We start from the raw sequence: 26,329 nt of genomic DNA on the forward strand, positions 1-26,329 counted from the left end.
TGGAGCATTCGATTCAATACGAATGTCTTGTTATCATACTTTTTACCTATATGGTGAATTTGTAAACTCTATAACTCTCTTAGAACGTAAAAAAGTTGTTGGGGATACTTTGCAGCCTTATCCCAGTTTAGAAGCCAATTTGGGTAGTCAAGGTAACATCACAATGTCTTTCATCAGTGTCCAAAGTGTGGTTGCGGATGGAAGGGGAACACTTTGGGTATTAGATACAGCCGCACCGAATTTTTCTGAACCTATTAAAGGAGGGGCAAAATTAGTCGCTGTGGATTTAAAGACCAATACAATAAGAAAAGTATATACCTTTACGGAAGATGTTGTCCTGCCAACAACTTATCTGAATGATGTCCGATTTGATTTTCGAGTTGGAAAAGCAGGTTATGCCTATATAACGGATTCATCTTCCAAAGGACCAGGGGCTATTATCGTTGTAGATTTAGAAAGTGGAAATGCGTTCAGACGGTTAAATGGAGCAAATTCAACTTCACCCGACCCATATTTTTTACCGAAAGTAGAAGGAGAAATTTTGATGAACCGAAACAAAGATGGTTCAACATCTCCATTCAGATTGGCGTCTGATGGTATAGCGATTTCTCCCGATGGAAAGGTTTTATTTTATTGTCCACTTTCCAGCCGGCATTTGTATTCAATCTCAACAGAAGCTCTAAGAGACCGAACGATACCGGACACCGATTTACCTTATCGGGTCGAGTACTGGGGGGAAAAAGGTGCGTCTGATGGAATGATCACTGGGGCAAAGGGTACCATTTATGCCGGAGACTATGAAAACAACAGTATTCGAAGGATATTGCCGAATGGCCTAATGGAAACCATCGCTCATGATCCGAGAATTTTATGGCCGGATACTTTTTCAATTGGGCCGGATCAATACTTATATGTTATTGTGAACCAATTACATCGGCAGGCAAGGTTTCATTATGGAGAAGACCTGCGACAGAAACCTTATAGTTTACTTCGTATGAAAATTAATGAATTACCTGCTTCAACCTTTTCGTAATAAAAAATAGTTGAATAATTTATATATCACGTCAGGTGAGGTTTAATCGGTTTTTGTCCGGGAATTAGCTGACGAGTCTACCTTCAATCTAAAACTCATATATTTACGACCATTTCACAAAAAAATGGTTTTTAGGAACAGTTTTATTGGTCATGTTAAACTGTTCCTAAAAATTTTCTATAGATTAGATGAGTTTCCACTTTTAGCTGCAATTGGAATGAATCTTCCAATACATCTGTTAACATACACATTCAATCCCCTCTCTCTTTGTCTATCCTCTAAAATTTCTATATAATGTCCAAAGGCATTTTTCTAGTTGGCTGCGGAAATACCTCATCAAGTCTATTTAAATCCTCTTTTGTTAATTCAATGATAGTAGCTTTCGCATTTGCTAGTACATGTTCTTCTTGAACAGCTTTTGGAATAGCTAGACAATCGTTAGAACGGATTGTCCAAGCGAGAGCGATTTGTAAGGGTTGTACAGCGTGTTTTTCTGCAATCTCTTTAATGGTTGGATCCGTTAACAATTGTCTTCTTAATGAACCCCCTTGAGCTAGCGGGCTATATGCCATAATAGGCATGTGATGTTCTCGCTGCCATGGTAAGAGATCATAATCTATACCCCTTGAACCAAGATGATATAACACTTGATTAGTCATACAATTTTTTCCATCAGTGGTGTTCCATAACTCTTTCATATCATTGGTATCAAAATTGGAGACTCCCCACCTTACTATTTTTTCCTCCTTGCGTAGCTTTTCCATTCCTTCAATGGTTTCTGCTAATGGCACACGTCCTCGCCAGTGTAAAAGGTACAAATCAAGATGATCGGTTCCCAGCCTTTTTAGACTGTTTTCACACGCTTTGGCAATCATATCTAATCCTGCATGATGAGGATACACCTTTGATACTAAAAAGACGTCATCTCTACGTCCTTTAATTGCTTCACCTACCAAGCGTTCAGAATCGCCATCACCATACATTTCCGCCGTATCTATTAGTTTCATGCCTAATTCTATTCCGAGTTGTAAAGCTTTGATTTCCCTTTCTCTCATTTGAGGATTTTCTCCCATGTACCAAGTTCCTTGTCCTATTCTTGGTAGAGAAGTTCCATCAGGCAATGTAACTACACGACTTTCAAGGGAATTTTTTATTTTTGTTAAATTATTTTCGTCCTGTACACTCATTAAAAATCAACACTTCCATTTGTATTTTTTATGTACCTAATGAACAAAAAAGGCGGCAATACTCTTTTGCAGTATTGCCACCAGTAAATCACTCTATTCTTACCTTATTTTTATTTTAGTTAGAACTGCTGCTTGGTAGGGTGGTAAGCTTCGGTTCAACATCCATTTAGGCCATTATACTAAGTGAGCTCCACCATCAATAAGAACAGCCGTCCCAGTAGTAAACCCATTTTTAGCAAGGTATACATAGGTTTCAGCTATGTCTTCTGGCTTTGCAATCCGTCCAACGGGGAGCTGTTGTGCAATGCCGTTGAACAATGCTTGCCTCTGATCATCTGACATTCCAGCATAGATTGGAGTGTCTACAATTCCAGGTGAAACCACGTTTACCCTAATAGGGGCTAGGTCTACGGAAAGTCCTCGAACCAATCCTTCAATGGCTGAATTGATTGCCGCTAACGTAGTAGCCCCTTGAGGAGGACGAACGCCATATACACCAGAGGTTAAGGTGATTGAGCTCTCATTGCTTAAATATGGAAGTGCTGAACGGACAGTAATATATTGCCCCCAGAACTTACTATCAAACGCCTCTTTAGCACTTGCCACAGGCAGTTCGCTAAAGTGCCCCATTGCACCTTCTCCTGCTGTTACTACAAGGTGGTCAAATTTTCCAACCTTACTGAAAAATTCTGCTACTTTTTCTTCGCTTCGAAAATCGATTTCAATTGCTTCTACACTCCCACCAAGAACTTGTTTTGCTTCATTTAATTTGGAAACAGAACGGCTGGCAATGATTACTTGAGCAGATTGATCTAGAAACGCTTTGGCAGTTGCTAAACCAATTCCAGAAGTACCCCCTAAAACAACTACTCGTTTACCATTTAATGACATAGTAAAACCCTTCCTTCTTAAAACCTTTTTTGTATTGATCATTCATTGTAAAATTTATTTCTAAAACGATACTATTCAGTACCTATTATTCAGCTAATAATTTTAAGGATTCACGATAAAAGGCAGGAATGTTATCCGGAACACGGCTTGTTACAATATTATTGCTTACCACAACTTCTTGTTCTTTGTAGTTAGCAACTGCATTTTTGAGATCGTTCCTTATTGATTTGAAACCTGTTATGTCGACGCCTTTTAATAGGTCTGTATCCAATTAATACTTGTGGACCATGTTACTGCTGTATATATGAGGGTATAAAAACATTTAGTATCGCTCTGTCACGTGTTTAATGATGGTGATGCCCTTTGGAAGAATTCGTGATTTCAAATCCTGCTTGTGGCACATAGAAATACTTGATCCAGACCCCATCTAAAAACGGTTCCCTTTTATCAAGTAAAACATCAATATCTTTGTCTGTTTTCACAATTTCATCGTGTTCTGTAGGAGTATCAAGCTTTATATCATAATGGGCATGGTCCCCATGCTCAAGTGTAACGTATACACGAACCATATTCCCTTCAGCCTCTTCACTTTCTAACATTTGTTTCAGCACTTTAGCAGCATTTCGGTTAATTTTGCAGTTCATATCATTTTCTCCTATTCCAACAACTTTTATCTTTTTAATTAAGAAATCCTGTAAACAACCTTATAACCTGATCTCACGGTTTTATTCATATTCAATGCCTTAGAAAAATCATCAAAGAAGGTTTCCTTGCTGATGTCCTCCTTTTTACCTTTCGCTTTTTGTAATTTCTGCCAGAAGCTCGTATGAATGCAGGCGAGCTTTGTGGTCGTAAACTTGGGCAATGGCCATGATTTCATCAGCCTGGCTTTCCTCCACAAATGTCTTCAACTTTTCCTTCACCGTCTGCTGGCTGCCAATGATCGATGAGCCTAATTGCTGCTGAAGAGCATTTATTTGGTAGCTGCTTGCCACTTCGCTTATGTCATCTACTGGTGGTTGAAGCGGTGTAAGGTTGCCGCTCATCAGATTCAAAAATTGTTGCTGCAGGGTTGTGAAAAGGAGTTTTGCCTCTTTATCCGTTTCTGCTGCAATGATATTCAATGCCACCATCGCATACGGATTATCGAGAACATTCGAAGGCTTAAACGCCTTGCGATAAATCTGTAGAGCACCCAGAGTGTTAAGTGGCGAGAAATGGGCGGCAAATGCAAATGGCAAACCCAGCTCTCCGGCCAGCTGCGCGCTGAAGCCGCTTGAACCCAGCAGCCAGATTGGAATATTCAAACCTTTACCTGGAATCGCTTTTATAGGGTTTCCTTGGGCCAAGGATGGATCAAAGTAACCGCGGAGTTCCGCTAATTGCTCAGGAAAGTCATCTCCGGTCCTTCTCAAGTCGCGTCTCAATGCACGAGCGGTCCCCTGATCTGTACCGGGTGCCCGTCCCAGACCAAGGTCAATTCGCCCAGGATATAAGGATTCAAGCGTGCCAAACTGCTCAGCGATGACGAGCGGTGCGTGATTCGGCAGCATGATTCCTCCTGAACCAATCCGGATTTTTGATGTACCGGCTGCCACATGGGACATGACCACCGAAGTGGCGGAACTGGCGATGAACGGCATATTATGATGTTCAGCAAGCCAAAAACGGTTGTAACCAAGTTTTTCAGCATGCTGTGCGAGTTCCAATGTATGGCGGAAAGAATCAGCAGGAGTACTTCCGGCTTTTATCGGTGCAAGATCCAGCACTGAGAATGGAATTTCGTTTAGTTTAATTGCCTGTTTAGACATAAGTTCATCTTCTTCCCTTATCTAATATTATTTAAAACTAATCTCATATTGGAATTTCATGAGTCGGAAAGTAAGGACGCACAAACTCTCCAAGCTCCTGTATGACTTCCTCAGGATAGCAAATACAATACAAATGCCAGGTGATTGACACTAATGGATTGAAATTGATATAAAATTTCTAATAATTGTTTGCGCCCTACACGAATTCCTAAAGGAATCGGAACAGGAAACACATCGGTATTTTCCGATAAATCGATATATAAAGTCTGAGTGAAAGGCTGGATCACTCCTGGGGTGTGAATTTCCCACAACTCGCAATAGTCTTAAATCAATTGAGTTTGTTGTAGGATAATCCTCGGGTAATGCATCCACCGTCCCCATTCTGGGCTATCCATTCAATCGATTGATTGCTAAACCCTGTCACCATGGTCGGAATCGAAGAAAAATGCTTGGGGATCATTCTCATATCCGTTCCGTCGATGACGCCTACTCATTTTATCCTTTTGGTACACCTGTTATATGCTCGAGCTGTAATAAACTTACTTCAATTCTCTTAAATTTTTGTACCAATGTATTTTTCTAACTTTTTAATCGTCTCCTCATTACGGCGATAATACGTCCATTGTCCGATTCGCTTTATTTCAACAAGTCCGCTTTGCAGCAGAATCGATAAATACTGTGAAGTAGTGGATTGAGAAATCCCCGCCTTGCTTCGGATATCCCCTACGCAAACCCCGCCTTCAAATCCTTCATCAGCAATAATATGGGCATGCGGTGAAAAATGACTGTCGGGATCTTTTAACATTTGAAGAATGCTCACCCTCGTCTGGTTCGACAATGCCTTAAAAATTTCAACGGCTTGTTCATCATTTAAGCGTTCCAATTCCTGCTTCAATGTCATCTGCCTCTTTCTATATCGATTATCACTACCCCAATGGAAGCTGGATAGATGATCTGAAAGCATCATGCCAAATCGGTAATTCCCGATATTATTATATTAGCCATCTGGTCCTTCCAAATCAAATGATTTGCTTCGAAGGAGATACGGCGAAAAACTCCCATCTTAAAAAAGACCACTAAAAAACTGCAAATAACAGGTTTTTTTCGACGGTTCCGCCACTCCATCTTTGAACTTATTCCATTATTTTCAGCTTATACACTTCTCTATATGTTACAAGGTCTGCAATATTGTTCCTGTATTCCTGATAATGAGCCTACTGAAATGGATATTTCGGAATTAAGCATAAGCTTATATTTACAATGTTGCTATACAAAACCTATTAGAAAAGAAGCATTTTTAATCCATTTTATTAATGATGTTTGATAAATTTAACTGATGCTTAGAAACTATAGGGCTAATAGTAATTATTTTAAGCTATTACTAATAACGGGTATACTAATAAGGAAAGGGTGTGGTTCATCATGAAAACTATGAAGGCGGTAGGATTAACTCGTTACCTTCCAATTGATAATCCCCAAAGTCTTGTGGACGTAGTTGTAGAAAAACCAAGAGCAACGGGTCGGGACATTTTGGTCAAAGTTGCGGCCATATCGGTCAATCCTGTTGATACAAAGGTACGGGCTCCTAAGGAAAAAGTTGAGGAAGTTCCTAAGATTCTAGGTTGGGATGTAGCAGGAGTCGTCGAAGAGACAGGACCGGACTGTTCATTGTTTCGTCCGGGAGATGAAGTTTTTTATGCTGGCAGTATTGCACGACAAGGCGGAAACAGTGAATACCATCTGGTCGATGAACGAATCGTTGGGCGCAAACCTGTTTCCTTAAGTTTTGTGGAAGCCGCAGCTCTTCCCCTAACCTCTATTACAGCTTGGGAAGCGTTATTTACCCGAATGGCTATTTCCCAAGATCCGGGCCCTAACCAAGGAAAGACTATGCTGATCATTGGTGCAGCCGGGGGTGTAGGTTCCATTGCCACTCAGCTTGCAAAACAAGCGGGGCTTACTGTAATCGGGACTGCTTCCCGATCGGAAACTGTTAGCTGGGTTAAATCAATGGGCGCGGACTATACCATTAATCACCATGAGCCGCTCCTTCCACAACTTCAAGCAATTGGATTTACAAACGTTCCGTATATTTTTTGCCTGAATGCTTTGGAAAAACACTGGGGCGGTATTAGCGAAGCTATTTCTCCGCAAGGAGTTGTGTGCGCAATTGATGATCCAGCCTCTCCGCTGGACCTCAAATTGCTTAAGCAAAAAAGCGTCACCTTCGTGTGGGAGTTTATGTTTACTCGCCCTGTTTACGAAACAGATGATATGATTGAGCAGCATCTATTGCTTAATCATATTGCTGATGTTGTGGACCATCAAAAATTAAAGACAACACTGGCCGAAGTCCTTGGACCGATCTCAGCAGAAAATCTCCGTCAAGTCCACAAATTTTTGGAGAGTAACAGGGCGATTGGTAAAATTGTCCTGGAAGGTTTTGTTTAAAAACCAGTTTACAGAGAGCGATAAATTGGTGATCCGATAATTGCAATTTGATATAAATATAAAGCCGGCTGCGGATCAGCCGGCTTTAATTACACAAAGAACCTTCTTTAAAAGAGAAGTGGTGTTTTAAGATGTTCATGGTTTGGGAACATATGATAGATACAAAAAGATGAAAATAAAGTAACCTCAGTATAAAAATTAATCTGTAATTCCTATGTACAAGTGAAATCCTGCTTACCTCCATCGCCTTTCATAATAAATCAGTTTCCCATAATCCAAGCTGGCCTTTTGCTGGGATACGTTCATTCAAGATCTTTATGTCTTGAACCTCCCACGCATATCCTCCCACATTAAAGTCTCCTAAAAAATAATCATTTCCTGATACGATTTGTCCATTTTCCAGGACTGCTGAGGTCTGGTTTTTTTCAGTTATTTCCAGACAATTTTCAAGCCTGCCTACAGCAATGATCATTCCGGTCGGAAGTGTCTCTTCTGTATATCCATGCTTACCGAGCAGCGAACGAATGGCCACATGCCTGCAGACATCCTTATCTATTTTTTTACTTGTATGAATGGCAAGCGGTCCGCGATAGTTTGTTTTCCATGACCTTGTTTCAAATTCATTCTCTCGTAGGACAAAAAGACTTGCCCAAGGCTGAATCATAGATAATACCTTCATTCTCACGGCCACCAATCTATAAAGTTTCGTTTCTCTTATCGTGTCCATAGAGAAGAATATTATTAGCAAAAAGGTTTAATTGGAATTCGGAAACCAGAATTATATTTCATAAACACAAAGATTCACTTGTTTTATTTTCCATTTTTCATCGTTGAACTCTTTTACGTTTAAGTAAATAATTTTGGTGTCTAAAAAAGTTTTAAAAATTCTTTTGCTGCTTTTGATAAGTAACTATTCTTCCTCCAAATTACTTTGGGTTCAGATATTAAGGTCTGTTCCTTTAGCTGAATGACTCTCAATCCTCCCAATGAATGGAGGGATAGTAACGAGAGCGGTAAGATCGTCGCACCAAACCCCGATGAAACGAGACCAAGTAACATTATTAAATCCTGACATTCGCACAGTATATTTGGTTCTAAATCTAACCGTTGAAATTCATTGACTATTTGCCCATACGCACCTAAACCATAGTTTGGCCGCAGAAGAATCAATGGCAAATCGATAATTTCCTCTAACCTGCATTGTTCTGATCCTCTCCACGTCCATTTTTCAGGCAACACAAGCACATATGGATCACTTTCCAATGGCATTTGAGAGATACTTTTTTCTGTTATTGGACTATTTGTTATTGCAATCTCAATCTGGCGTTTAGATAACATTTTTATGAGATGGATCGTTTCACCTTCCCATACTTTGAAAGTAAGACCAGGATTTTTCTCCCGAATATCTACCACCTTAGAAAGAATTAAAGATGCACAATAAAGATTGGATCCAACAGATAAAATCCCACTGGCGCCTTTCCTCAATTCTTGAACTTCAACCATTGTTTCATCAAGTTTATTTAAAAGTTCTTTTGCTCGAAGTAGTAATCTTTCCCCCTCCAAGGTTAAATTAAGACTTTTGTTATCTCGATCAAATAAAACGACGCCCAGCTCTTCTTCCATTTGTTTGAGTTGTCTGCTCAAAGGGGGTTGAGCAATATTTAATTTCTTTGCAGCGGTGGTGATCTTACCTTCTTCAGCTATAGTGACAAAGTATTTTAACTGTCGAATATCCAAGATGAAACCTCCATCATACCAAAAAGATATAGTAAAAAGATAAAACAGATATTTTAAGTATTGATAAATTGAGTATACACTAAGATGTAGTGTAATTCATATGTTTTAAGGAGTGTGACTTTGTTGTTCAAGAAAAATATCATACAATTTCCAAAGCTTTTATCGGTTGGGAATATATCAAATGGATTTGTGGCCTGGCTTTTTGGTTCAGCAGGACCCTTATTAATTGTTTTGCAAGCTGCTGAAAAAGGTCATTTGCCGGGAAGCATAACCAGCTCATGGATTTTCGCCATTTATGGAATGGGGGGACTCCTAACGCTCATCGTCTCCTTATATTATGGGCAGCCCATAGGCTATGCCTTTTCAATACCTGGAGCCATTCTTGTCGGCTCAAGCTTAACCCATTATTCTTTCAACCAAGTGGTTGGTGCCTATATTATAACCGGGATCCTTATTTTTCTTTTAGGAATATCTGGCCTTGTTACAAAATTGATGAAGGTTTTGCCTCTCCCGGTTATGATGGGGATGGTGTCAGGTGTCTTACTCCCTTTCGGAACTGAGATGATCCGCTCGGTTGTAAAAAATCCGTTACTCAACGGTATCCCGTTACTTGTCTTTCTTGCTCTTTCATTTTTCTTACGATTTTCAAAAAAGTTCCCACCTATATTAGGGGCGATCATTGCAGCAATTCTTTGTCTTAAATTTTTGCCGAACGTTTCTGTACAGCCTCTCCATATAACAATGGGCATTCCCCATTTTATCATTCCAACATTTAGTTTTTCCGTTGTAGGGGAACTTGTCATTCCATTAATCTTAACAGTTATTGCCATTCAAAATGCCCAAGGGATTGCTATGTTAGAGACCCATGGCTATCGTCCACCGATCAATGCCATGACCAATTGGAGCGGAATCGGTACTATTATAAATGCTTTTTTTGGGGGCCACCCAGCCTGTATTGCAGGTCCCATGACGGGCTTACTTGTTAATAAAGAATCAGGCAAACTTGAACATAGGTATGTCGCTGCCATTGTATTAGGAGTATTATCCTGTCTATTAGCTCTATTTTCTCCAATGGCTTCGCAAATTCCACATGTCATTCCTGCCTCATTAATTCAATTACTAGGTGGCGTCGCCATGATTAGTGTACTGGTTGACTCTTTGAGAATGAGTTTCTCTGGTCGATTCAAATCAGGCGCCCTCTTTTCCTTTATAATCACAATCTCTGGGATCTCTATTTTCCATATCGGAGCGCCATTCTGGGGTCTGATTGGGGGTACCTTGGCCACCGTATTCTTGGATAAACAAGATTTTTATAAATCCGAATCAAGTGACCAAAACAATGAAACTAACTTGAGTGAAGCTCTTTACAAGGACCAAATTTCCTAACACCGTTTCTTTAGACCTCGGTTACATCTCATTACACAATAAAGGGACACCTAGACATAGTGCTGGTGTCATTAAGAAAGACTTTTTTTAAAAGTACATGCATTTCTTTTTCTAGAAAAGAAGGATTATCCTTTGTGGACGGAAGAAACGGGAAATAAGAAGCCTCATGGTGAACCGAGGTACTCTGTAGCCATAGAAACCATTCAAGATTAGGGATAAAATAAGGTGAGAGTAGATTTGCTAAGGATGTGTCAAGATGGAAAGTATAACTGTCGTTTCTCTTTTAGATGTGATCGGGGAATTGTTTTCTGATGAAATCTCAATCGCTGTATCGAATACAGTGGAATATATTTATTATCGGCCTAGTAAGCGGCTTGATTTGAAGATCAAGCCAGGAGATCCTGTAAAAAACGGTACGATTGCTCATAAAGCTTTGGTAACAAAACAAAAAGTCTCTGAATTCATTGATCGGGATATATTTGGTGTCCCATATCACGGCATGGCTGTTCCATTTCTCCATGAAGGTCAGCTGGAAGGATGTGTCACCGCAATTTTTCCTGCATTGACCGAGGGGAAATCTGTGGTGACCGTCAAATCCCCTGATGGATGGATTCCGATTCCATTTTCACAAGTGATGTATCTTGAGGCAAAGGACAAGAAGACTTATGTGTATACTGAAGGGTTTTCAGGTACTCATAAGTCTTCGTTGCAAGAATTCGAATACTTGTTGCCGAAGGAATCATTCATACGTTGCCATCGTTCCTTCATTGTGAATGTCAATCATATCAGGGAGATCTACCCGGATACCCATTCTACGTTCATACTTTCGATGAAGAATGGTGCCCAGGTTTCCGTGAGCCAAACCTATTCTAGCTATTTTCGTAAATTGCTCGGGTTTTAAGCGAAGCCGAAAAAGCTAAGGGTGGTTCCTTACGATTCTGTTTCAGTCTCACAATCCGGTCGTTCATCCGAATTTCTTGTATCTTATTCTAAAAACGCCATTCCCACCCCCGATCAACGTTAAAATTATTGTAATATTCATTATTTTTAGAGGGATGGGATTTATGGAGAATATACTTGATTGCATTAGAGACCCACGTCTCCGAGACCGTGTGGTAACACCAAAAACAGCAGCATCCTGGATTGAAGATGGAATGACTTTAGGATTAAGTGGCTTTACACGTGCAGGCGATGTGAAAGCGGTTCCATTCGCCCTGGTCGACCGTGCCGAAAAAGAGTCGTTTAAAGTGAACGTGTATACTGGAGCCTCTTTAGGTTCAGATGTTGATAAATTGTTTGCTGAAGCTGGAATCCTTGGTAAGAGACTTCCTTTCCAGGCCGATCCGACTATGCGAAAAGGGATCAACCATGGTGACTTCTTATTTGTAGACCAGCATTTGTCCCATACGGCTGAACTGCTGCGAGCAAACGTAATGGAGGTAGACGTCGCAATTTTGGAAGCGGTTGCAATTACGGAAGACGGCATGATCATTCCAACCACCTCTATCGGTAACTCGTTGAACTTTGCCCAGCACGCCAAATCGATCATCATCGAAATCAATCTGTCCCAGTCTGCAGAGCTGGAAGGATTGCATGATTTATATGCGCCTGGGAAACAAGGGGAGAGGGATCCGATTCCATTGAGAAAACCAGATGACCGAATTGGTGACGTTGGAATAAAGGTGGATCCAGATAAGATAAAAGGAATTGTTTTTACGGATCAACAGGATTCGCCTTCGACGATCGTACCTCCAGATGAGGAAACAGTGATCATGGCTCAGCATTTGATGGATTTCCTGCGGTCGGAAGTGCAAGCAGGACGGTTGACTGAACGTCTTGCGCCACTGCAGTCAGGAATCGGTTCAGTCGCAAATGCTGTCCTTCATGGGATGCTCCATTCTGAATTCGAGGATTTGGAAATCTATTCGGAGGTATTGCAGGATGCGGTATTCGACCTGATGGATGCAGGAAAAGTACGATTTGCCTCCTGCTGCTCGATTACACTATCGGATGCGAAAATGAAACAGGTATTTTCAGAGTTTGATAAATATAGGGACCGATTGATCATGAGACCTCAGGAAATTTCCAATCATCCTGAAATCATTCGCCGTCTTGGATTGATTTCGATCAATACAGCATTGGAATTAGATATCTATGGCAATGTCAATTCGACTCACGTACTCGGTACGAAAATGATGAACGGAATTGGCGGCTCCGGTGATTTTGCGAGGAATGCCCGTCTCGCGATCTTTGTGACAAAGTCTATAGCGAAAGACGGCAAAATTTCAAGCATTGTCCCGTTCGTCTCACATGTCGACCACACTGAACATGATGTCGACGTTATCGTCACTGAGCAAGGTTATGCCGACCTGCGCGGGTTAGCACCAAGAGAGCGTGTAGCGCTGATCATCGAGCGTTGTGCTCATCCTATATACCGCGACCAGCTTCGTGAGTATTATCAGGAAGCGTTGACAAGAGGTGGACAAACCCCGCATGTCTTAGAAAAAGCACTATCCTGGCATACGAACCTTGCCGAGAATGGTACAATGCTTAGGACTGAAATGGAGACGGTTTAAAGGATAAACAAAAGATACCGGGTATTTCCTGAAAGAGGGGGTATCCGGTTTTATTCATCAGAGGTATGATACAAGATCATTGCTCTACTGTGTTAAAGGATGGTATCATCTAACGTAATATCGGTAAGGAGGAGGCATAAATATGTCATTGGAAAGTGTAAAAGCCCATTTTAAACAGTGGAACCGCGAAAATGACGTGATGGAGTTCGAAACATCGAGTGCTACGGTTGAAGAAGCAGCAGAAACAATCGGTGTCATGCCTGCGCAGATTGCAAAAACGCTGTCATTCAGGGGACCGGATGACAAAGATATCCTGATTGTTGCGGCAGGAGATGCGAAGATCGATAACAAGAAGTTCCGTCAGTTTACAGGGATAAAAGCACGCATGCTCATTGCCTGATGAAGTATTGGAGCGAACCGGCCATGTCGTCGGTGGCGTCTGTCCGTTCGGATTAGCGAATGAAATGGACGTCTATCTGGATATTTCGATGAAACGCTTCGAGAACCTTTTCCCTGCATGTGGAAGCACCAACTCTGCAATCAAATTGACGCCAGGGGAACTTTTCCTCTATTCATCTGCCAATGAGTGGATTGATGTGTGTAAAGAGTGGGAAGAAGAATATGCTCATACCTCCTTATTTAGCTGAGACTGGGGTAAGTCTTTCACAAATAAAGGAACGATTAGGACACAAGGACGAGAAAACAACTAAAAATGTTTATTTACATGTAACAAAGAGATGAAAAAAGAGGCTTCCCAAAAGTTCAAAGAACTCATGGAAAACCTCTAATTCAAACCCTTATTTTAGAAAATGTTACCCATTTTTTACCCTCGGTATTTTTCAAGTATATAAAGGTCTAAATATCCCGTTATTACTGGGTTTATCGGGGCAGATTACATCATGCCGCCCATTCCACCCATGCCGCCCATACCGGACATATCCGGCATGCCGCCGCCTTCTTCAGGAATGTCCGCTACTACTGCTTCGGTAGTCAGGAACATTGCTGCAACAGACGCTGCGTTTTGCAGTGCAGAGCGAGTTACTTTGGTTGGATCTACGATACCTTTTTCGATCATGTTGACCCACTCACCAGTAGCTGCGTTGAATCCAACGCCTACTTCTTCCTTCTTCAGACGTTCTACGATGATAGAACCTTCGAGTCCAGCGTTGTGAGCGATTTGACGGATCGGCTCTTCAAGAGCACGCAGCACGATGTTGATACCAGTTGCTACATCTGCATCCGCTTCGATTGATGCTACTTTGTTGTATACGTTCACGAGTGCTGTACCACCACCGGATACGATACCTTCTTCTACTGCTGCACGAGTAGAGTTAAGTGCGTCTTCGATGCGTAGTTTACGCTCTTTAAGCTCAGTTTCAGTTGCAGCTCCAACTTTCACGACTGCTACTCCACCTGCAAGCTTAGCAAGGCGCTCTTGTAATTTTTCCTTGTCGAATTCAGAAGTGGACTCTTCTAATTGAGCACGGATTTGGTTTACACGAGCTGCGATTTTTTCTGGATCTCCGGAACCTTCTACGACAGTCGTGTTTTCTTTCGTTACGACTACTTTCGCAGCGCGGCCAAGTTGAGTGATGTTCGCAGATTTAAGGTCTAAGCCTAGATCTTCTGTGATCACTTCTCCACCAGTAAGAACCGCTAAGTCTTCAAGCATTGCTTTACGACGGTCACCGAAGCCAGGAGCTTTAACAGCTACTGCGTTGAATGTTCCGCGAAGTTTGTTTACAACAAGCGTTGCAAGAGCTTCACCTTCAACATCTTCAGCTACCATTAATAGTGGCTTACCTTGTTGTACGACTTGCTCAAGGACAGGAAGTACTTCCTGGATGTTTCCGATCTTCTTGTCAGTGATTAAGATGTATGGATTTTCTAAGACAGCTTCCATTTTATCAGAATCAGTGACCATGTATGGAGATGCATATCCACGGTCGAACTGCATTCCTTCTACTACATCAAGTTCAGTAGTGAAACCTTTGGATTCTTCGATTGTGATAACGCCGTCGTTTCCAACGCGCTCCATTGCTTCTGCGATCAGTTGACCGACTTCTTCGTCAGCTGCTGAGATTGCTGCAACCTGAGCGATGGAATCTTTGCCTTCGATTGGCTTAGAGATCACTTTTAGTTCTTCGATAGCAGCTTGAACCGCTTTTTCGATCCCTTTACGTACACCGACAGGGTTTGCACCAGCTGTTACGTTTTTAAGACCTTCACGGATCATTGCTTGAGCAAGGACCGTTGCAGTCGTTGTACCGTCACCGGCGATTTCGTTTGTTTTGCTTGCTACTTCAGCAACCAGTTTTGCACCCATGTTTTCGAATGCATCTTCAAGTTCGATTTCTTTCGCAATGGTTACACCGTCATTTGTAATAAGTGGTGAACCGAATTTCTTCTCAAGTACCACGTTACGTCCTTTTGGTCCAAGAGTTACTTTTACTGCGTTTGCTAATTGATCGACACCGCGAAGCATGGAACGGCGTGCTTCTTCACTGAATTTAATATCTTTAGCCATTGATAAAGTCCTCCTCTTATTTAAATAATGTATGGTTTACTTTACGGAAATTTAATTATTCGCCAACTACAGCCAGAATATCGCTATCACGAAGGATCAGGTATTCTGTGCCTTGGTATTTCACTTCTGTACCAGCGTATTTAGAGAAAATGATTCGATCGCCGACAGCTACCTCAAGAGCAACGCGCTCACCGTTGTCAAGAATGCGCCCAGTACCTACAGCCATCACTTTACCTTCTTGTGGCTTTTCCTTTGCGGAATCCGGTAGCACAATACCGCTTGCTGTTTTTTCTTCTGACTCAACTAGCTCGATAACGACGCGATCACCTAGTGGTTTTAACAAGTGAAACAACCTCCTTGAATTATGTAAATGTTTTTTATTAGCACTCGCTCACTGTGAGTGCTAACACAACTATTATATTAATTAATTCGTTTTCATTTTGCAAGAGTCCTGCCTAAAATTTTTTTCGTCATATTTCTCTTTTTTTCACACCCTCCTATCCTATGCCCCCTTTCCCCATATATTCCAGGGTGAAAGAAACCCTTAGATTTGAACAGTTCCGCTTTTCTTAGTAGAATTGTACAGGAGTAACTATGTTGATCGTTATCTTACAGGTGCTAAAGGAGATCAAACGTTGAAAAAACATTTTGGATTTATCTTAATTGCCTATATCGTCATGCAGCTTTCAAGCATTGTCGGGGTACCCCTTTTATATAAGATTGGTGTCGACGTCCTCGGGTTACCCGATGAGACGGTACGGAGCCTTGTCCCCGGATACTGGCTCGTCATCAGCTTCACGCTGACCCTTCTCATTGTGGGAGGCATCCTCAGGAAAAGCGAAACAAGCACCCGGCTTGAACGGAGTGCTCCCATGGGTACCGGCCGTTCGATTGTTTGGGCGGTTCTTGGGATTTTCATGGCGTTCATCGCTCAATCGGTGGCGATACAAGTCGAATATGCATTAGGAATTCAAATGGGTTCTGAAAATACCCAGATGATTATCGGCATCATTGAAAAGGTTCCATTATCCATGCTGGTCGCGGCCATCATCGGACCCATTCTGGAAGAGATCGTATTCAGGAAAATCATTTTCGGCGTGCTTTACGAGAAGATGCATTTCTTCTTTGCTGCTCTCATCAGTTCGGTCATCTTTGCACTTGCCCATTTCGAGCCGGAGCATGTGATCCTGTATTCCGCAATGGGCTTCACCTTCGCCTTTCTTTATGTGAAAACGAAACGGATCCTGGTGCCAATATTTGCTCACGTGGCCATGAATACAACGGTCGTTCTAATGCAATCTATCTATAAGGACGAAATCGATAAAATGATGAACGAAGCTGAAAAAATACAAGGATTTATTGGAGGATTATTTCTATGAGGAGATCACCATTATTCTCAGGAGTGATCTATCTCCTTCTCGGTGTGCTCTTCACATACTTTGCTGTACAAAACGTACAGAATGATGAAGGTTGGGGATTTTTCACGTATATGCTCATCTTTCTTGCGACCCTGGACTTCGGTTCCGGGTTACGGATGGTCATGCTGCATTTCAAGATCAAAAAACAAATAAAGAACAAAAAATAAGGATTGATCATTTGATCAATCCTTATTTATATCCTCGTACTGTTCCATTTCAAGCTTTTGCTCTGCCTCAAGCACCTTTTTGTATCCGATCTTGGAAATCCAGATGCTGATTTCATATAGTATGAACAGCGGTACCGTCACCATTAGATGGGACACAATGTCGGGTGGCGTGATAAGGGCCGCGATGACCAATAAGATAAAGTAGGCCGCTTTCCTCATCTTTGCCATCATCATCGGTGTGACAATACCTAACCGTGTAAGGAAAAGCATGGCTACGGGTAACTGAAAGAGAAAGCCAAAAGGAATCGTGATCTGGAATAAGAAATGAAAATATTCGTTTATTCCAATCACTTGTTCTATATTTAGATTCGTTGATAAACCCATCATGAATTTCACGATATATGGAAACAAAATAAAATAAGAAAATGACAATCCACCTAAGAAAAGGATAAGGGAAACTGGAATATAACTAAGCGTCACTTTTCTTTCTCTTTCGTATAAACCCGGACTGACAAAAGACCAGACCTGAAAGAGAATGAGAGGGGATGTCATGATCAAAGCAATGAACATGATCATTTCCATATAGATCTTCAGAGGATCTGTGATACGAAAGGCGTTCATGGTTAATTCTTTCGCTTCATCGGCATGCTGTAAGTATCTGATCAGCGGTTCTGCAAGAAAGAAGCTTACAACAACTGCTAACAAGAAGAAAACGACTACAAACATGAGTCGTTTTTGCAATTCTCCTATATGTTCATAAACTGTCATGTCTCTTTGACTCATGGCGTTCATCCTACTCTACTTAGCACTATTATTTTTTTCGTCTTCATCATCTGCTAAGCCTTTTGTTGCATTTTTAAATTCACGCAATGTATTTCCTGCTGCTTTTCCTAATTCCGGAAGTTTCTTAGGACCAAAAATAAGTAAAGCAACGACTGCTATTAATACGAGGCTACCTGGACCTGGCATAATGAGACACCTCCTCTTTTACCATTCTATCATAACGTAAATATGAAGAATTTTCTATTCTGTTATGATTCCATCTTGTGACATTTCCGTGTCATCCTCTGAATAATGTTTCAAGAAGTAAACGAGTGACTGAAGTTCCACCGCCAAGTCGATATGATGGACGCGGATATGGTCGGGCACCGTCAATCTCGCAGGGGTGAAATTCAGTATCCCCTTTATATTCGAAGAAACCAATCGGTCTGTGATATTCTGAGCAGAGGATGCCGGCACCGTCAGGATCGCTACTTCAATATCATGCCCCACAAGCTTCTCTTCTAAATCATCTAAATGAAAAACGGGTACATCGCTGATTTGCGTCCCGACCTTCTTTTCATCTACTTCGAATGCCATTTCGATTTTCGTATTATTATTCTTGATGAAATTATAATGAAGAAACGCTGTACCAAGATTCCCCACCCCGATCAGCACAACCTTCGTAAGGGCATCCTGATCCAGTGTCTTACGGAAGAAGGATAACAGATAATTGACATTATAGCCGTATCCCTTTTTACCCAATGCACCAAAATAAGAAAAGTCCCTGCGGATCGTAGCAGAATCAACTTTCACCGCTTCACTTAATTCCTTTGATGAAACCCTCTGCTTACCGGATGAGTACAGATTCTTGATAAATCGATAATATAGCGGAAGGCGCTTGGCCGTTGCCTGTGGAATTTTCGTTGTATCCTGGTTCATATTGTATTCCCCCACATCTATTCAAAACCTCTGATACCGCTTCCAAAATTGAAAGCATCCAGAATTTATTAAACTCTCCTACTCATCATACACTATATTTTATCCTAAGTGTACGAAGATTAATAGGTGTTTTATTGCCGTTCCCCTCTCTTATACGGTACACTAGCACTATGAAATAGAGGTGAAACGTCATGATTCTTTTACAAGTGAATCAATTAACAAAAAACTTCGGTGCAGATAATATCCTATCAAATATTAAACTTGAAATACAGACTAGAGATCGTGTTGCCCTTGTCGGCCGTAATGGCGCGGGGAAGTCGACTCTTCTAAAAATTATTGCAGGTCACCTTTCCTACGATTCCGGGGAAATCACAAAGCCAAAGGGCGTCTCCATCGGGTATCTTGCCCAGAACACGGGTCTCGAATCGGATCTTTCCATCTGGTCTGAGATGCTGACCGTCTTTGAGGAATTGAAACAGCAGGAAAAGAAATTACGATCATTGGAGCAGCAAATGGCCGATCCTTCGGTATATGAACAAGAGGATGTCTATCAACGGGTATTGAAGGAATACGATCAACTCCAGGTTCTCTTCAAAGACTCCGGCGGCTATCAGTATGAAGCCGATATCCGTTCCGTCCTTCACGGATTGAACTTTGCCGATTTTGATTACGAAACGAAGATTTCCACATTGAGCGGCGGTCAGAAAACCCGTCTTGCCCTTGGTAAGCTTCTTCTGACCAAGCCTGACATCCTCATCCTTGATGAACCGACCAACCACTTGGATATCGAAACCTTATCGTGGCTTGAGACGTATCTTCAAAGCTATGAAGGAGCCGTCCTGATTGTTTCCCATGATCGCTACTTTTTAGACAGCGTCGTCAATCAGGTGTATGAAATCTCCCGAAATAGGAGTAAGAAATACCACGGGAACTACAGCAGATATCTTGAACAAAAAGCGGAAGACTATGAGAAAGATCTCAAAATGTTCGAGCGTCAACAGCAGGAAGTCGCAAAGCTCGAAGACTTTATCCAACGGAACATCGCACGGGCATCCACCACCAAGATGGCACAAAGCCGACGGAAGAAATTAGAGCGCATGGATATGTTGGACCGTCCCCTCGGGGATGAAAAATCCGCCAATTTCGCGTTTCAGATCGATCGCCCAAGCGGAAATGATGTTCTCCACGCCCAGGACCTTACCATCGGATATGGGGAGAACGAGACCATTTCCTCCCATATTGACTTCTCTGTCAAAAAAGGGGACAGCATCGCCCTGGTCGGACCGAACGGAATCGGGAAATCGACGCTTTTAAAAACATTGGTGAACAAACTACACCCACTTGACGGCACATTTAAATTCGGATCGAATGTGACCATCAGTTACTATGACCAGGAACAAGCCGAACTCTCATCCAACAAGACGGTCTTAAATGAACTGTGGGACGAATACCCGATGAAGATGGAGAAAGAAATCCGGACGGTCCTAGGCAACTTCCTCTTTTCGGGAGAAGATGTCCTAAAGCCCGTTTCTACCCTGAGCGGTGGAGAAAAAGCCCGTTTAGCCCTCTCCAAGCTGATGATGGAAAAAGGGAACGTCCTGATCCTGGATGAGCCGACGAACCATCTTGATCTGGATAGCAAAGAAGTGTTGGAAAATGCCCTGATTGATTATCCCGGGACCATCCTCTTCGTTTCCCATGACCGGTATTTCATCAACCGAATTGCCACAAAGGTCATTGAACTATCCAAGAAAGGTTCGACGGAGTACCTTGGCGATTACGATTATTATGTAGAAAAATTACAGCAGCAGGAAGAACTGGCGGCAATTGAACGCATGGAACAGGGTGAACAATTGCAGGAGCCGACTTTAAAACGATCCCACAAGATTGATAAAGAAGCGAAAAAGCTTGAACGTCAACGAAAGCGCAGAGTCGAAGAAATAGAAGGCCTGATGGAATCACTCGAAACAACCATTCAGGAAAAAGAAGATCTTCTTTGCGATCCGGAAATCTTTCAAGATCATGAGAAGGTCCAGGATATTAATGAATCACTCACGAAAGTGAAAGAAGAGCTTGATTCTTTATTGGAAGAATGGACCGAGCTGGAAGAACTACTTCAAGAAGAGCAGTAATCCACAGGATTGGGGATAACTATCATTCCCCAATCCTTTCTTATTCCACATTATTATCCACAACCAAAATACTTTTATAACGTTATTCACAGTAGTTTTCCACAATATCCACAAAAATTACTCATGTTTTTCACAACGTATACACACTAAATAAGTAGTTATTAACAATTTGTCCACAACCTGTTGATAAAACGTATGTTCGTTCCTTCCATTACCCTTCTCCGTGATTCATTCTGTGCATTACTCACAGGATATCAACAGACAGTAAAAAAAGGTTCAACGTCAAATGTTGGGGTGAAGTGATTGTTGCTTCACCCTTATCCAATATGTGAACCCAACCTTTTATACTTATGTGTTAATAATATTTTAGCTCGAAAACGCGTAAAGCTTCGAAATCCAAATGCGTTTCGCTTCATCACTTTCGTTAAGTTATTGATTCCCTCCAAAAAGCCATTGGAGTAGTTGTACATAAAGCTATTTAAGATTTCAATCTGCCAATTTTTTAAGGTTTGCGCTGCTTTTTGAAACTCTGGTATGCCAGCCTCATCAATAGCTTTGTAAAAGGAATATAAGTCATGTTTGGTTTGTTGGATGTTCTCTTCTCCATTTTGTTTAGCCTCATCGAACCAGTGACAGAAGAGCTCTTTCAATTCATAAGCCTGCTTTAATTCAGGGGACATATCCAGGTACCGTTGAAGATACCATCGATTGTCCTCTGTTAACTTACAAGACTTTTTATAGAATACGTGGCGCATTTTTTTGCATTTCTTCCGATCGTAGTCATGCCAGCTGGATTGAACTCTTCTCCTTACGTTATCAAGAGCCCAATAAATATACCGAACAAAGTGAAACCTATCCGCCACAATAATAGGCTTCCCAAGTGCTTGCGTGACAGCGGCTTTAAAAGATTGACTCATATCCATGACGACGACTTCTACCTGAGCGCCATACTTTCTAAGATAGTGCTTAATCGTGTTTTTGTACCGATTCGGAAGGATGTCGATGGGTTCTTTGGTGATGCCATTTGCGATGATGAGCTGGTACTTACCCTCTTTGGTATCGCCTTTGTATTCATCAATGGCAATGACCTTAGGCAATTCCTTCGCTTCCTCGTTAACCGTTTCCTTTGCCAATTGATCAAAGCGCCTGACGACCGTTGAAGAGGATGTTCCATACACCTCTGCCGTTTCCTTGAAGGTTTTGCCTTTAATACTACGAATTTTAACCGCTTGGTTCAGTTCGAGAGATAACCGTTGGTATCGTTTCACAAAGGGATTCTTTTCCGCAAACTTCTTCCCGCAAGGGCAAGCGTACCTTCTTCGTTTGTAAAAGATGAGTGTGTGTCTTTCAAACAGTTTTAAATGCTTAATTTTTTGTGTCCGATAGTCGTGAATCTTATGGGTGGAAGTAGTACAAACCGGACATCTGTGAGCTGTAACTGGCATTTCTACATAAATACAAAGTCTCGCTTCCACTTCTTCCATTTTCGTAACCAATGTATCTTCAAAACCCGGTAAAATTATGTTAGAATTCATTATGCACGTATCTCCAATCTATACTTGTTTCTCGACAACTCAAGTATAAAAGACTGGATGATTACGTGCATTTTTTATGTTCAAATTGTGTAAGAACCCCAACAAATATTATAGAACCTAAAAAAAAAGCTTGAACGATGTGTCGTTCAAGCTTTCCCATTTAAAAATTCTCGATATCAAGTCCTGGATGAGCATTCATATCCATGCTTCCTCTTTTTCCTTGTTGGAATAACACCGTTCCTGCGGCTGCAATCATAGCGGCATTATCTGTACAGAGGGATAAAGGAGGGATCACCAATTCCGCTTCCATTTCCTCAAAGGCTTCCTGGAGGGCAGCACGCAAGCCTTTATTGGCCGCAACTCCGCCTGCAAGTAGTACTTGCTCCACTCCATGCTCTTTTACAGCCTTAACCGTTTTAGTTACTAACACGTCAATGACACTTGCTTGAAAGCTCGCAGCCAAATCTTCTGGATGAATGGTCATTCCTTTTTGTTTGGCATTGTGAAGCGTGTTGATAACCGCTGACTTCAAACCACTGAAGCTAAAATCATAGGATCCTTCTTCCAGCCAGGCCCGGGGCAGATCAAGACTCACTTCCCCAACATGTGCCAGCCTGTCGATATGTGGTCCTCCTGGATATGGAAGGCCCAATGTCCGTGCTACCTTATCATATGCTTCTCCTGCAGCATCATCGCGTGTTTCCCCGATAACCTCAAAGGAACCGTGATCTTTCATGAGCACAAGCTCCGTATGTCCTCCGGAAACTACCAGGGAAAGAAGGGGGAACCTCATCTCTTTCACTAAGCGATTCGCATAGATATGCCCTGCAATGTGATGGACTCCCACCAACGGTTTATCGTGGGCAAAAGCGAGAGCCTTGGCAGCGTTCACCCCAATTAGTAGTGCGCCTACCAAACCAGGACCTTCCGTGACAGCGACACAATCTATATCCTCCATCGTCATCCCGGCTTGTTCAAGGGCTTCTTCTAGTACATACGTAACCTGCTCCACATGATGACGCGATGCAATCTCAGGGACCACTCCACCGAATCGCTTATGACTTTCAATTTGAGATGAAACTATATTCGTCACAATCTCTGTTCCATTTCTTATAATCGCCACAGCTGTCTCATCACAGCTTGTTTCAATTCCCAATACTAATGTATCTTTTTTCATAAATTCACCCACATTACTAAAGCATCCTCTTGATTGTCCGAGTAGTACCTTTTACGAATCCCGCCGTCTTTGAAACCGAGCTTACGATATAAGTGCTGCGCAGGCATATTTGAAACCCTGACTTCGAGTGTCATCACGCGAGCGCCAAATTCAATCGCTATATCCATTATCTTACGCATAAGGCCTTCCCCCAAGCCACGTCCCCGGTAATCAGGGAGCACGGCTACATTTGTGATATGGGCCTCATCCACGACCAGCCACACGCCGCAGTAACCTGCAAGCTTGTCTCCATCTTCTGCAACGAGGTAGGTAGACAGGTGGTTATGCTCAATTTCATTCAAGAAAGCGTCCCGGCTCCAGGGAATGCTAAAAGATTGATTTTCAATTTCCATGACCTCGTTTAAATCATCAACTGTCATAAATCGTATATCCATATTGTAACGATCCTTTATCTTCTATTCAGATTTTTTTTGGGCCTCCAGCCATTTCACTTCTGCTTCCGCCATCCGTATATAGTTGGGAAGCACTTCATGTGCCGACATCTCTTTTAAAACCAGTCCGATATAAGCCAGTTCAGAAGGACGGGGATTATGACTGACAAAAGGTGCGATTCTCGCTTGATCTCCAAGAACTTCCTTAATCATGCCCTTATGGATGGAGACATCATTTCCAACAAATAACACTTCTTTATCTAACTCTTTTAACTTTGTCACCCATTCATCGAGCATGATGTTGCGGTCCTCTTCCACGCAAACCAATCGATCTCCCTGAAACTCATACAGTCCTGAATATACCTGTCCTCTTCTCGCATCAAACAACGGAACGATATAACCTGGAAAATATCGTCCAGACGAAGCCAATGTCGCGAGACTGGATACCGGGATCAGGGGGATATTCAATGACCATGCCAGGGTCTTAGCCAAGGTGACCCCGATTCGTACGCCCGTATAGGAACCGGGACCATTCGCAACAACAATCTTCGTTAATTCCTTTGCCCCTACCCCACAGTCTTTTAATAACTGTTCGACAGCCGGCATGGCTCTCACAGAGTGGTTCTTTTTCATATACGTGATGTATTCCCCAATTACCTTATCCTCTTCAATCAGGGCAACCCCAAACGGATAATTGGAGGTATCTATCGATAATATCGTCATGACACAATCTCCTTACACAATTCACTATATCGATTTCCTTGCGGCTTCAATACGATCCTTCTCTTGGAGTCGCCTTCCCGGTAAATCGATAAGCTTAATAATTCTTTCGGAAGCTGATCCTTTATTAAGTGAGCCCACTCAATGACGGTCACACCTTCTCCTTCAAAGTATTCATCGAACCCCAAATCTTCAAAGGTATCGTCCAGCCTGTATACATCCATATGATAAAGAGGCAGACGCCCCTTATATTCTTTAATAATGGTAAAAGTGGGACTATTCACGGTTTTAGTCACCCCAAGACCCTTGGCAAGTCCTTTAGTAAACGTCGTCTTCCCTGCCCCAAGATCACCTTCCAGCGTCAACACAGCCCCTGGCTTTAAAAGTCCTGCAAGCTCTTCTGCAAATTGGCCTGTTTCCTCCGGACTGTTCGTCATAATCTCAAACTGATTCATGTTAATCTCCTCAATCATCATTTAGCGTATAAAAAAACCTTAGGATCATTTGTTACCCTAAGGGAGAATGTATATATGTAGTTTACCCTTTTTGGGGTATGAGAGTAAAGGTTCTGAAAAAAGACAATAAAAAAAACGAAACAACGTTTCGTTTGAATGAACAAAATTGGCGGTCCGGACGGGACTCGAACCCGCGACCTCCTGCGTGACAGGCAGGCATTCTAACCAACTGAACTACCGGACCAAAGCTTTTTGCGCTAGCAAAATAGGTTTCCATATTCTGCGTTAGCGAAAATAACTATCCTTGCGTGACTCATAAAAGATCAAAGTAACCTCTTATTAAAAACAAGCAAAAATGGTATTGCGGGGACAGGATTTGAACCTGCGACCTTCGGGTTATGAGCCCGACGAGCTACCGAACTGCTCCACCCCGCGACGATAAAAATATTACTATCTTCTATATTACTATATGCACCTTCACAAATAAAGTGATTGTGCAAAAAAGAATTGTTTCGCCTGGCGACGTCCTACTCTCACAGGGGGAGATCCCCCAACTACCATCGGCGCTGAAGAGCTTAACTTCCGTGTTCGGCATGGGAACGGGTGTGACCTCTTCGCCATAATCACCAGACGAATATTCAATTGAAGGATTGTTCCTTCAAAACCAGATAAAGGATTGATGTCAAGAAAGCCGAATATCGACCAATTGTTGTTCATATAAATATGACTCTTTATGGTTAAGTCCTCGATCGATTAGTATCAGTCAACTCCACATGTCGCCATGCTTCCATCTCTGACCTATCTACCTAGTCATCTTCTAGGGATCTTACTCACATACGTGATGGGAAATCTCATCTCGAGGGGGGCTTCATGCTTAGATGCTTTCAGCACTTATCCCTTCCGCACATAGCTACCCAGCGATGCCTTTGGCAAGACAACTGGTACACCAGCGGTGCGTCCATCCCGGTCCTCTCGTACTAAGGACAGCTCCTCT

At 42.1% G+C, this 26,329-nt stretch carries 25 protein-coding genes, 2 tRNA genes, 2 rRNA genes and 3 pseudogenes (1 of these 32 running past the window's edge); 10 read left to right on the plus strand and 22 right to left on the minus strand.

Translation table 11 applies throughout. The features are described 5' to 3' along the window. The first annotated feature begins 22 nt into the window (after positions 1–22). The gene (locus tag ATG71_RS02830; RefSeq protein ID WP_098438423.1) at positions 23–1,033 is read left to right on the plus strand and encodes an L-dopachrome tautomerase-related protein; all 1,011 of its coding nucleotides are present in this window, start codon (positions 23–25) and stop codon (positions 1,031–1,033) included. 287 nt (positions 1,034–1,320) lie between these two features. Here ATG71_RS02830 and ATG71_RS02835 read toward each other — a convergent pair whose 3' ends face one another. The 6 genes and pseudogenes from ATG71_RS02835 to ATG71_RS02860 all read right to left on the minus strand — a co-directional run bounded on the left by ATG71_RS02835 (position 1,321) and on the right by ATG71_RS02860 (position 5,727). Beyond that, on the minus strand, positions 1,321–2,220 hold the full coding sequence (locus ATG71_RS02835; protein ID WP_098438424.1) for an aldo/keto reductase: 900 nt from the start codon (positions 2,218–2,220) through the stop codon (positions 1,321–1,323). 174 nt (positions 2,221–2,394) lie between these two features. After that, positions 2,395–3,111 (minus strand): SDR family oxidoreductase, encoded by a 717-nt coding sequence (locus ATG71_RS02840; RefSeq protein WP_098438425.1) that lies wholly within the window; start codon positions 3,109–3,111, stop codon positions 2,395–2,397. A gap of 85 nt (positions 3,112–3,196) precedes the next feature. Further along, positions 3,197–3,401, minus strand: a pseudogene (locus tag ATG71_RS02845) (DJ-1/PfpI family protein); the annotation flags it as partial. Between the two features lie 54 nt (positions 3,402–3,455). After that, positions 3,456–3,755, minus strand: a complete 300-nt coding sequence (locus tag ATG71_RS02850) for an iron-sulfur cluster assembly accessory protein (RefSeq protein ID WP_098438426.1) — start codon at positions 3,753–3,755, stop codon at positions 3,456–3,458. A 144-nt stretch (positions 3,756–3,899) separates the two neighbouring features. Beyond that, positions 3,900–4,922, minus strand: a complete 1,023-nt coding sequence (locus ATG71_RS02855) for an LLM class flavin-dependent oxidoreductase (RefSeq protein WP_098438427.1) — start codon at positions 4,920–4,922, stop codon at positions 3,900–3,902. Between the two features lie 553 nt (positions 4,923–5,475). Next, complete coding sequence (locus tag ATG71_RS02860; RefSeq protein WP_483295329.1) at positions 5,476–5,727, minus strand: ArsR/SmtB family transcription factor; 252 nt, start codon at positions 5,725–5,727, stop codon at positions 5,476–5,478. A 617-nt stretch (positions 5,728–6,344) separates the two neighbouring features. Between ATG71_RS02860 and ATG71_RS02865 the strand changes: the two genes are divergently transcribed. Further along, positions 6,345–7,373: a zinc-binding alcohol dehydrogenase family protein gene (locus ATG71_RS02865; protein ID WP_098438429.1), complete on the plus strand. Its 1,029-nt coding sequence runs from the start codon at positions 6,345–6,347 to the stop codon at positions 7,371–7,373. 250 nt (positions 7,374–7,623) lie between these two features. On the opposite strand, the gene ATG71_RS02870 is transcribed toward ATG71_RS02865, so the two are convergent. Both ATG71_RS02870 and ATG71_RS02875 read right to left on the minus strand, forming a co-directional pair. Then, positions 7,624–8,052, minus strand: a complete 429-nt coding sequence (locus ATG71_RS02870; protein WP_098438430.1) for an ASCH domain-containing protein — start codon at positions 8,050–8,052, stop codon at positions 7,624–7,626. Between the two features lie 188 nt (positions 8,053–8,240). Then, complete coding sequence (locus tag ATG71_RS02875; RefSeq protein ID WP_098438431.1) at positions 8,241–9,110, minus strand: LysR family transcriptional regulator; 870 nt, start codon at positions 9,108–9,110, stop codon at positions 8,241–8,243. Positions 9,111–9,233: 123 nt separating this feature from the next. Between ATG71_RS02875 and ATG71_RS02880 the strand changes: the two genes are divergently transcribed. From ATG71_RS02880 to ATG71_RS24060, 5 genes and pseudogenes are all read left to right on the plus strand, one after another. After that, entirely contained in the window at positions 9,234–10,496 is a 1,263-nt protein-coding gene (locus ATG71_RS02880) for a benzoate/H(+) symporter BenE family transporter (RefSeq protein ID WP_179886440.1), read from the plus strand. A 256-nt stretch (positions 10,497–10,752) separates the two neighbouring features. Next, on the plus strand, positions 10,753–11,397 hold the full coding sequence (locus tag ATG71_RS02885) for a LytTR family DNA-binding domain-containing protein (RefSeq protein WP_098438433.1): 645 nt from the start codon (positions 10,753–10,755) through the stop codon (positions 11,395–11,397). 163 nt (positions 11,398–11,560) lie between these two features. After that, a complete protein-coding gene (locus ATG71_RS02890; protein WP_098438434.1) occupies positions 11,561–13,072 on the plus strand; it encodes a succinyl-CoA:acetate CoA-transferase ScpC in 1,512 nt (503 codons plus the stop codon). A 142-nt stretch (positions 13,073–13,214) separates the two neighbouring features. After that, positions 13,215–13,719 (plus strand): annotated as a pseudogene (locus ATG71_RS02895) (YbaK/EbsC family protein). Next, positions 13,712–13,860, plus strand: a pseudogene (locus ATG71_RS24060) (tyrosine-type recombinase/integrase); the annotation flags it as partial. The pseudogenes ATG71_RS02895 and ATG71_RS24060, both read left to right, overlap by 8 nt. A gap of 104 nt (positions 13,861–13,964) precedes the next feature. Here the strand turns inward: ATG71_RS24060 and groL are convergent. Both groL and groES read right to left on the minus strand, forming a co-directional pair. After that, positions 13,965–15,599: a chaperonin GroEL gene (gene groL, locus ATG71_RS02905; RefSeq protein WP_034766062.1), complete on the minus strand. Its 1,635-nt coding sequence runs from the start codon at positions 15,597–15,599 to the stop codon at positions 13,965–13,967. A 55-nt stretch (positions 15,600–15,654) separates the two neighbouring features. After that, a complete protein-coding gene (groES, locus tag ATG71_RS02910) occupies positions 15,655–15,942 on the minus strand; it encodes a co-chaperone GroES (RefSeq protein WP_034766060.1) in 288 nt (95 codons plus the stop codon). Positions 15,943–16,234: 292 nt separating this feature from the next. Here groES and ATG71_RS02915 point away from each other — a divergent pair, with 292 nt between their 5' ends. Both ATG71_RS02915 and ATG71_RS02920 read left to right on the plus strand, forming a co-directional pair. Continuing rightward, positions 16,235–16,978: a CPBP family intramembrane glutamic endopeptidase gene (locus ATG71_RS02915; RefSeq protein ID WP_098438435.1), complete on the plus strand. Its 744-nt coding sequence runs from the start codon at positions 16,235–16,237 to the stop codon at positions 16,976–16,978. Continuing rightward, positions 16,975–17,184 (plus strand): YdiK family protein, encoded by a 210-nt coding sequence (locus tag ATG71_RS02920; protein ID WP_098350996.1) that lies wholly within the window; start codon positions 16,975–16,977, stop codon positions 17,182–17,184. The genes ATG71_RS02915 and ATG71_RS02920 overlap by 4 nt, the downstream gene beginning before the upstream one ends. Positions 17,185–17,199: 15 nt before the next feature. Here the strand turns inward: ATG71_RS02920 and tatC are convergent, their stop codons facing one another. Genes tatC through ATG71_RS02935 form a run of 3 tightly spaced genes read right to left on the minus strand, consistent with a single transcriptional unit; the run spans position 17,200 to position 18,885 of the window. Continuing rightward, positions 17,200–17,967 (minus strand): twin-arginine translocase subunit TatC, encoded by a 768-nt coding sequence (gene tatC, locus ATG71_RS02925; protein WP_098438436.1) that lies wholly within the window; start codon positions 17,965–17,967, stop codon positions 17,200–17,202. A 15-nt stretch (positions 17,968–17,982) separates the two neighbouring features. Continuing rightward, positions 17,983–18,153: a twin-arginine translocase TatA/TatE family subunit gene (locus ATG71_RS02930; protein ID WP_034766054.1), complete on the minus strand. Its 171-nt coding sequence runs from the start codon at positions 18,151–18,153 to the stop codon at positions 17,983–17,985. Between the two features lie 54 nt (positions 18,154–18,207). After that, on the minus strand, positions 18,208–18,885 hold the full coding sequence (locus ATG71_RS02935; protein ID WP_034766052.1) for a redox-sensing transcriptional repressor Rex: 678 nt from the start codon (positions 18,883–18,885) through the stop codon (positions 18,208–18,210). Between the two features lie 191 nt (positions 18,886–19,076). On the opposite strand from ATG71_RS02935, the gene ATG71_RS02940 reads away from it, so the two are divergent. After that, positions 19,077–21,017, plus strand: a complete 1,941-nt coding sequence (locus ATG71_RS02940; protein WP_098438437.1) for an ABC-F family ATP-binding cassette domain-containing protein — start codon at positions 19,077–19,079, stop codon at positions 21,015–21,017. 317 nt (positions 21,018–21,334) lie between these two features. On the opposite strand, the gene ATG71_RS02945 is transcribed toward ATG71_RS02940, so the two are convergent. From ATG71_RS02945 to ATG71_RS02985, 9 genes are all read right to left on the minus strand, one after another. After that, a complete protein-coding gene (locus ATG71_RS02945) occupies positions 21,335–22,552 on the minus strand; it encodes an ISL3 family transposase (protein WP_098438319.1) in 1,218 nt (405 codons plus the stop codon). Positions 22,553–22,712: 160 nt separating this feature from the next. Next, positions 22,713–23,729: a tRNA (adenosine(37)-N6)-threonylcarbamoyltransferase complex transferase subunit TsaD gene (gene tsaD, locus ATG71_RS02950; RefSeq protein ID WP_098441708.1), complete on the minus strand. Its 1,017-nt coding sequence runs from the start codon at positions 23,727–23,729 to the stop codon at positions 22,713–22,715. Beyond that, positions 23,726–24,163 carry a ribosomal protein S18-alanine N-acetyltransferase gene (gene rimI, locus ATG71_RS02955; RefSeq protein WP_286162898.1) on the minus strand — a complete coding sequence of 146 codons (438 nt, stop codon included), beginning with the start codon at positions 24,161–24,163 and terminating at the stop codon, positions 23,726–23,728. Before rimI ends, tsaD begins: the two co-directional genes overlap by 4 nt. Before the next feature lie 21 nt (positions 24,164–24,184). Further along, positions 24,185–24,883: a tRNA (adenosine(37)-N6)-threonylcarbamoyltransferase complex dimerization subunit type 1 TsaB gene (gene tsaB / locus ATG71_RS02960; protein WP_098438438.1), complete on the minus strand. Its 699-nt coding sequence runs from the start codon at positions 24,881–24,883 to the stop codon at positions 24,185–24,187. Continuing rightward, entirely contained in the window at positions 24,880–25,335 is a 456-nt protein-coding gene (tsaE, locus tag ATG71_RS02965) for a tRNA (adenosine(37)-N6)-threonylcarbamoyltransferase complex ATPase subunit type 1 TsaE (RefSeq protein ID WP_098438439.1), read from the minus strand. The genes tsaB and tsaE overlap by 4 nt, the downstream gene beginning before the upstream one ends. A 167-nt stretch (positions 25,336–25,502) precedes the next feature. Beyond that, positions 25,503–25,579 (minus strand) — tRNA-Asp (locus ATG71_RS02970). A 117-nt stretch (positions 25,580–25,696) separates the two neighbouring features. Beyond that, positions 25,697–25,770: transfer RNA gene (locus ATG71_RS02975), tRNA-Met, on the minus strand. Positions 25,771–25,849: 79 nt separating this feature from the next. Continuing rightward, positions 25,850–25,966 (minus strand): 5S ribosomal RNA (rrf, locus tag ATG71_RS02980). A gap of 102 nt (positions 25,967–26,068) precedes the next feature. Then, positions 26,069–26,329: ribosomal RNA gene (locus ATG71_RS02985) — 23S ribosomal RNA — on the minus strand; it runs 2,675 nt beyond the window's last position.

This window comes from Bacillus sp. es.034, from assembly GCF_002563655.1.
Taxonomy (GTDB): domain Bacteria; phylum Bacillota; class Bacilli; order Bacillales; family Bacillaceae_B; genus Rossellomorea.

Excerpts from the sequence above, each read along its gene's own strand:
- ATG71_RS02830 (WP_098438423.1), top strand. The coding sequence starts at position 23 with ATGTCTTGTTATCATACTTTTTACCTATATGGTGAATTTGTAAACTCT.
- ATG71_RS02835 (WP_098438424.1), bottom strand. The coding sequence starts at position 2,220 with ATGAGTGTACAGGACGAAAATAATTTAACAAAAATAAAAAATTCCCTT.
- ATG71_RS02840 (WP_098438425.1), bottom strand. The coding sequence starts at position 3,111 with ATGTCATTAAATGGTAAACGAGTAGTTGTTTTAGGGGGTACTTCTGGA.
- ATG71_RS02850 (WP_098438426.1), bottom strand. The coding sequence starts at position 3,755 with ATGAACTGCAAAATTAACCGAAATGCTGCTAAAGTGCTGAAACAAATG.
- ATG71_RS02855 (WP_098438427.1), bottom strand. The coding sequence starts at position 4,922 with ATGTCTAAACAGGCAATTAAACTAAACGAAATTCCATTCTCAGTGCTG.
- ATG71_RS02860 (WP_483295329.1), bottom strand. The coding sequence starts at position 5,727 with ATGTTAAAAGATCCCGACAGTCATTTTTCACCGCATGCCCATATTATT.
- ATG71_RS02865 (WP_098438429.1), top strand. The coding sequence starts at position 6,345 with ATGAAAACTATGAAGGCGGTAGGATTAACTCGTTACCTTCCAATTGAT.
- ATG71_RS02870 (WP_098438430.1), bottom strand. The coding sequence starts at position 8,052 with ATGAAGGTATTATCTATGATTCAGCCTTGGGCAAGTCTTTTTGTCCTA.
- ATG71_RS02885 (WP_098438433.1), top strand. The coding sequence starts at position 10,753 with ATGGAAAGTATAACTGTCGTTTCTCTTTTAGATGTGATCGGGGAATTG.
- ATG71_RS02890 (WP_098438434.1), top strand. The coding sequence starts at position 11,561 with ATGGAGAATATACTTGATTGCATTAGAGACCCACGTCTCCGAGACCGT.
- groL (WP_034766062.1), bottom strand. The coding sequence starts at position 15,599 with ATGGCTAAAGATATTAAATTCAGTGAAGAAGCACGCCGTTCCATGCTT.
- ATG71_RS02920 (WP_098350996.1), top strand. The coding sequence starts at position 16,975 with ATGAGGAGATCACCATTATTCTCAGGAGTGATCTATCTCCTTCTCGGT.
- tatC (WP_098438436.1), bottom strand. The coding sequence starts at position 17,967 with ATGAGTCAAAGAGACATGACAGTTTATGAACATATAGGAGAATTGCAA.
- ATG71_RS02930 (WP_034766054.1), bottom strand. The coding sequence starts at position 18,153 with ATGCCAGGTCCAGGTAGCCTCGTATTAATAGCAGTCGTTGCTTTACTT.
- ATG71_RS02935 (WP_034766052.1), bottom strand. The coding sequence starts at position 18,885 with ATGAACCAGGATACAACGAAAATTCCACAGGCAACGGCCAAGCGCCTT.
- ATG71_RS02940 (WP_098438437.1), top strand. The coding sequence starts at position 19,077 with ATGATTCTTTTACAAGTGAATCAATTAACAAAAAACTTCGGTGCAGAT.
- ATG71_RS02945 (WP_098438319.1), bottom strand. The coding sequence starts at position 22,552 with ATGAATTCTAACATAATTTTACCGGGTTTTGAAGATACATTGGTTACG.
- tsaD (WP_098441708.1), bottom strand. The coding sequence starts at position 23,729 with ATGAAAAAAGATACATTAGTATTGGGAATTGAAACAAGCTGTGATGAG.
- rimI (WP_286162898.1), bottom strand. The coding sequence starts at position 24,163 with ATGGATATACGATTTATGACAGTTGATGATTTAAACGAGGTCATGGAA.
- tsaB (WP_098438438.1), bottom strand. The coding sequence starts at position 24,883 with ATGACGATATTATCGATAGATACCTCCAATTATCCGTTTGGGGTTGCC.
- tsaE (WP_098438439.1), bottom strand. The coding sequence starts at position 25,335 with ATGAATCAGTTTGAGATTATGACGAACAGTCCGGAGGAAACAGGCCAA.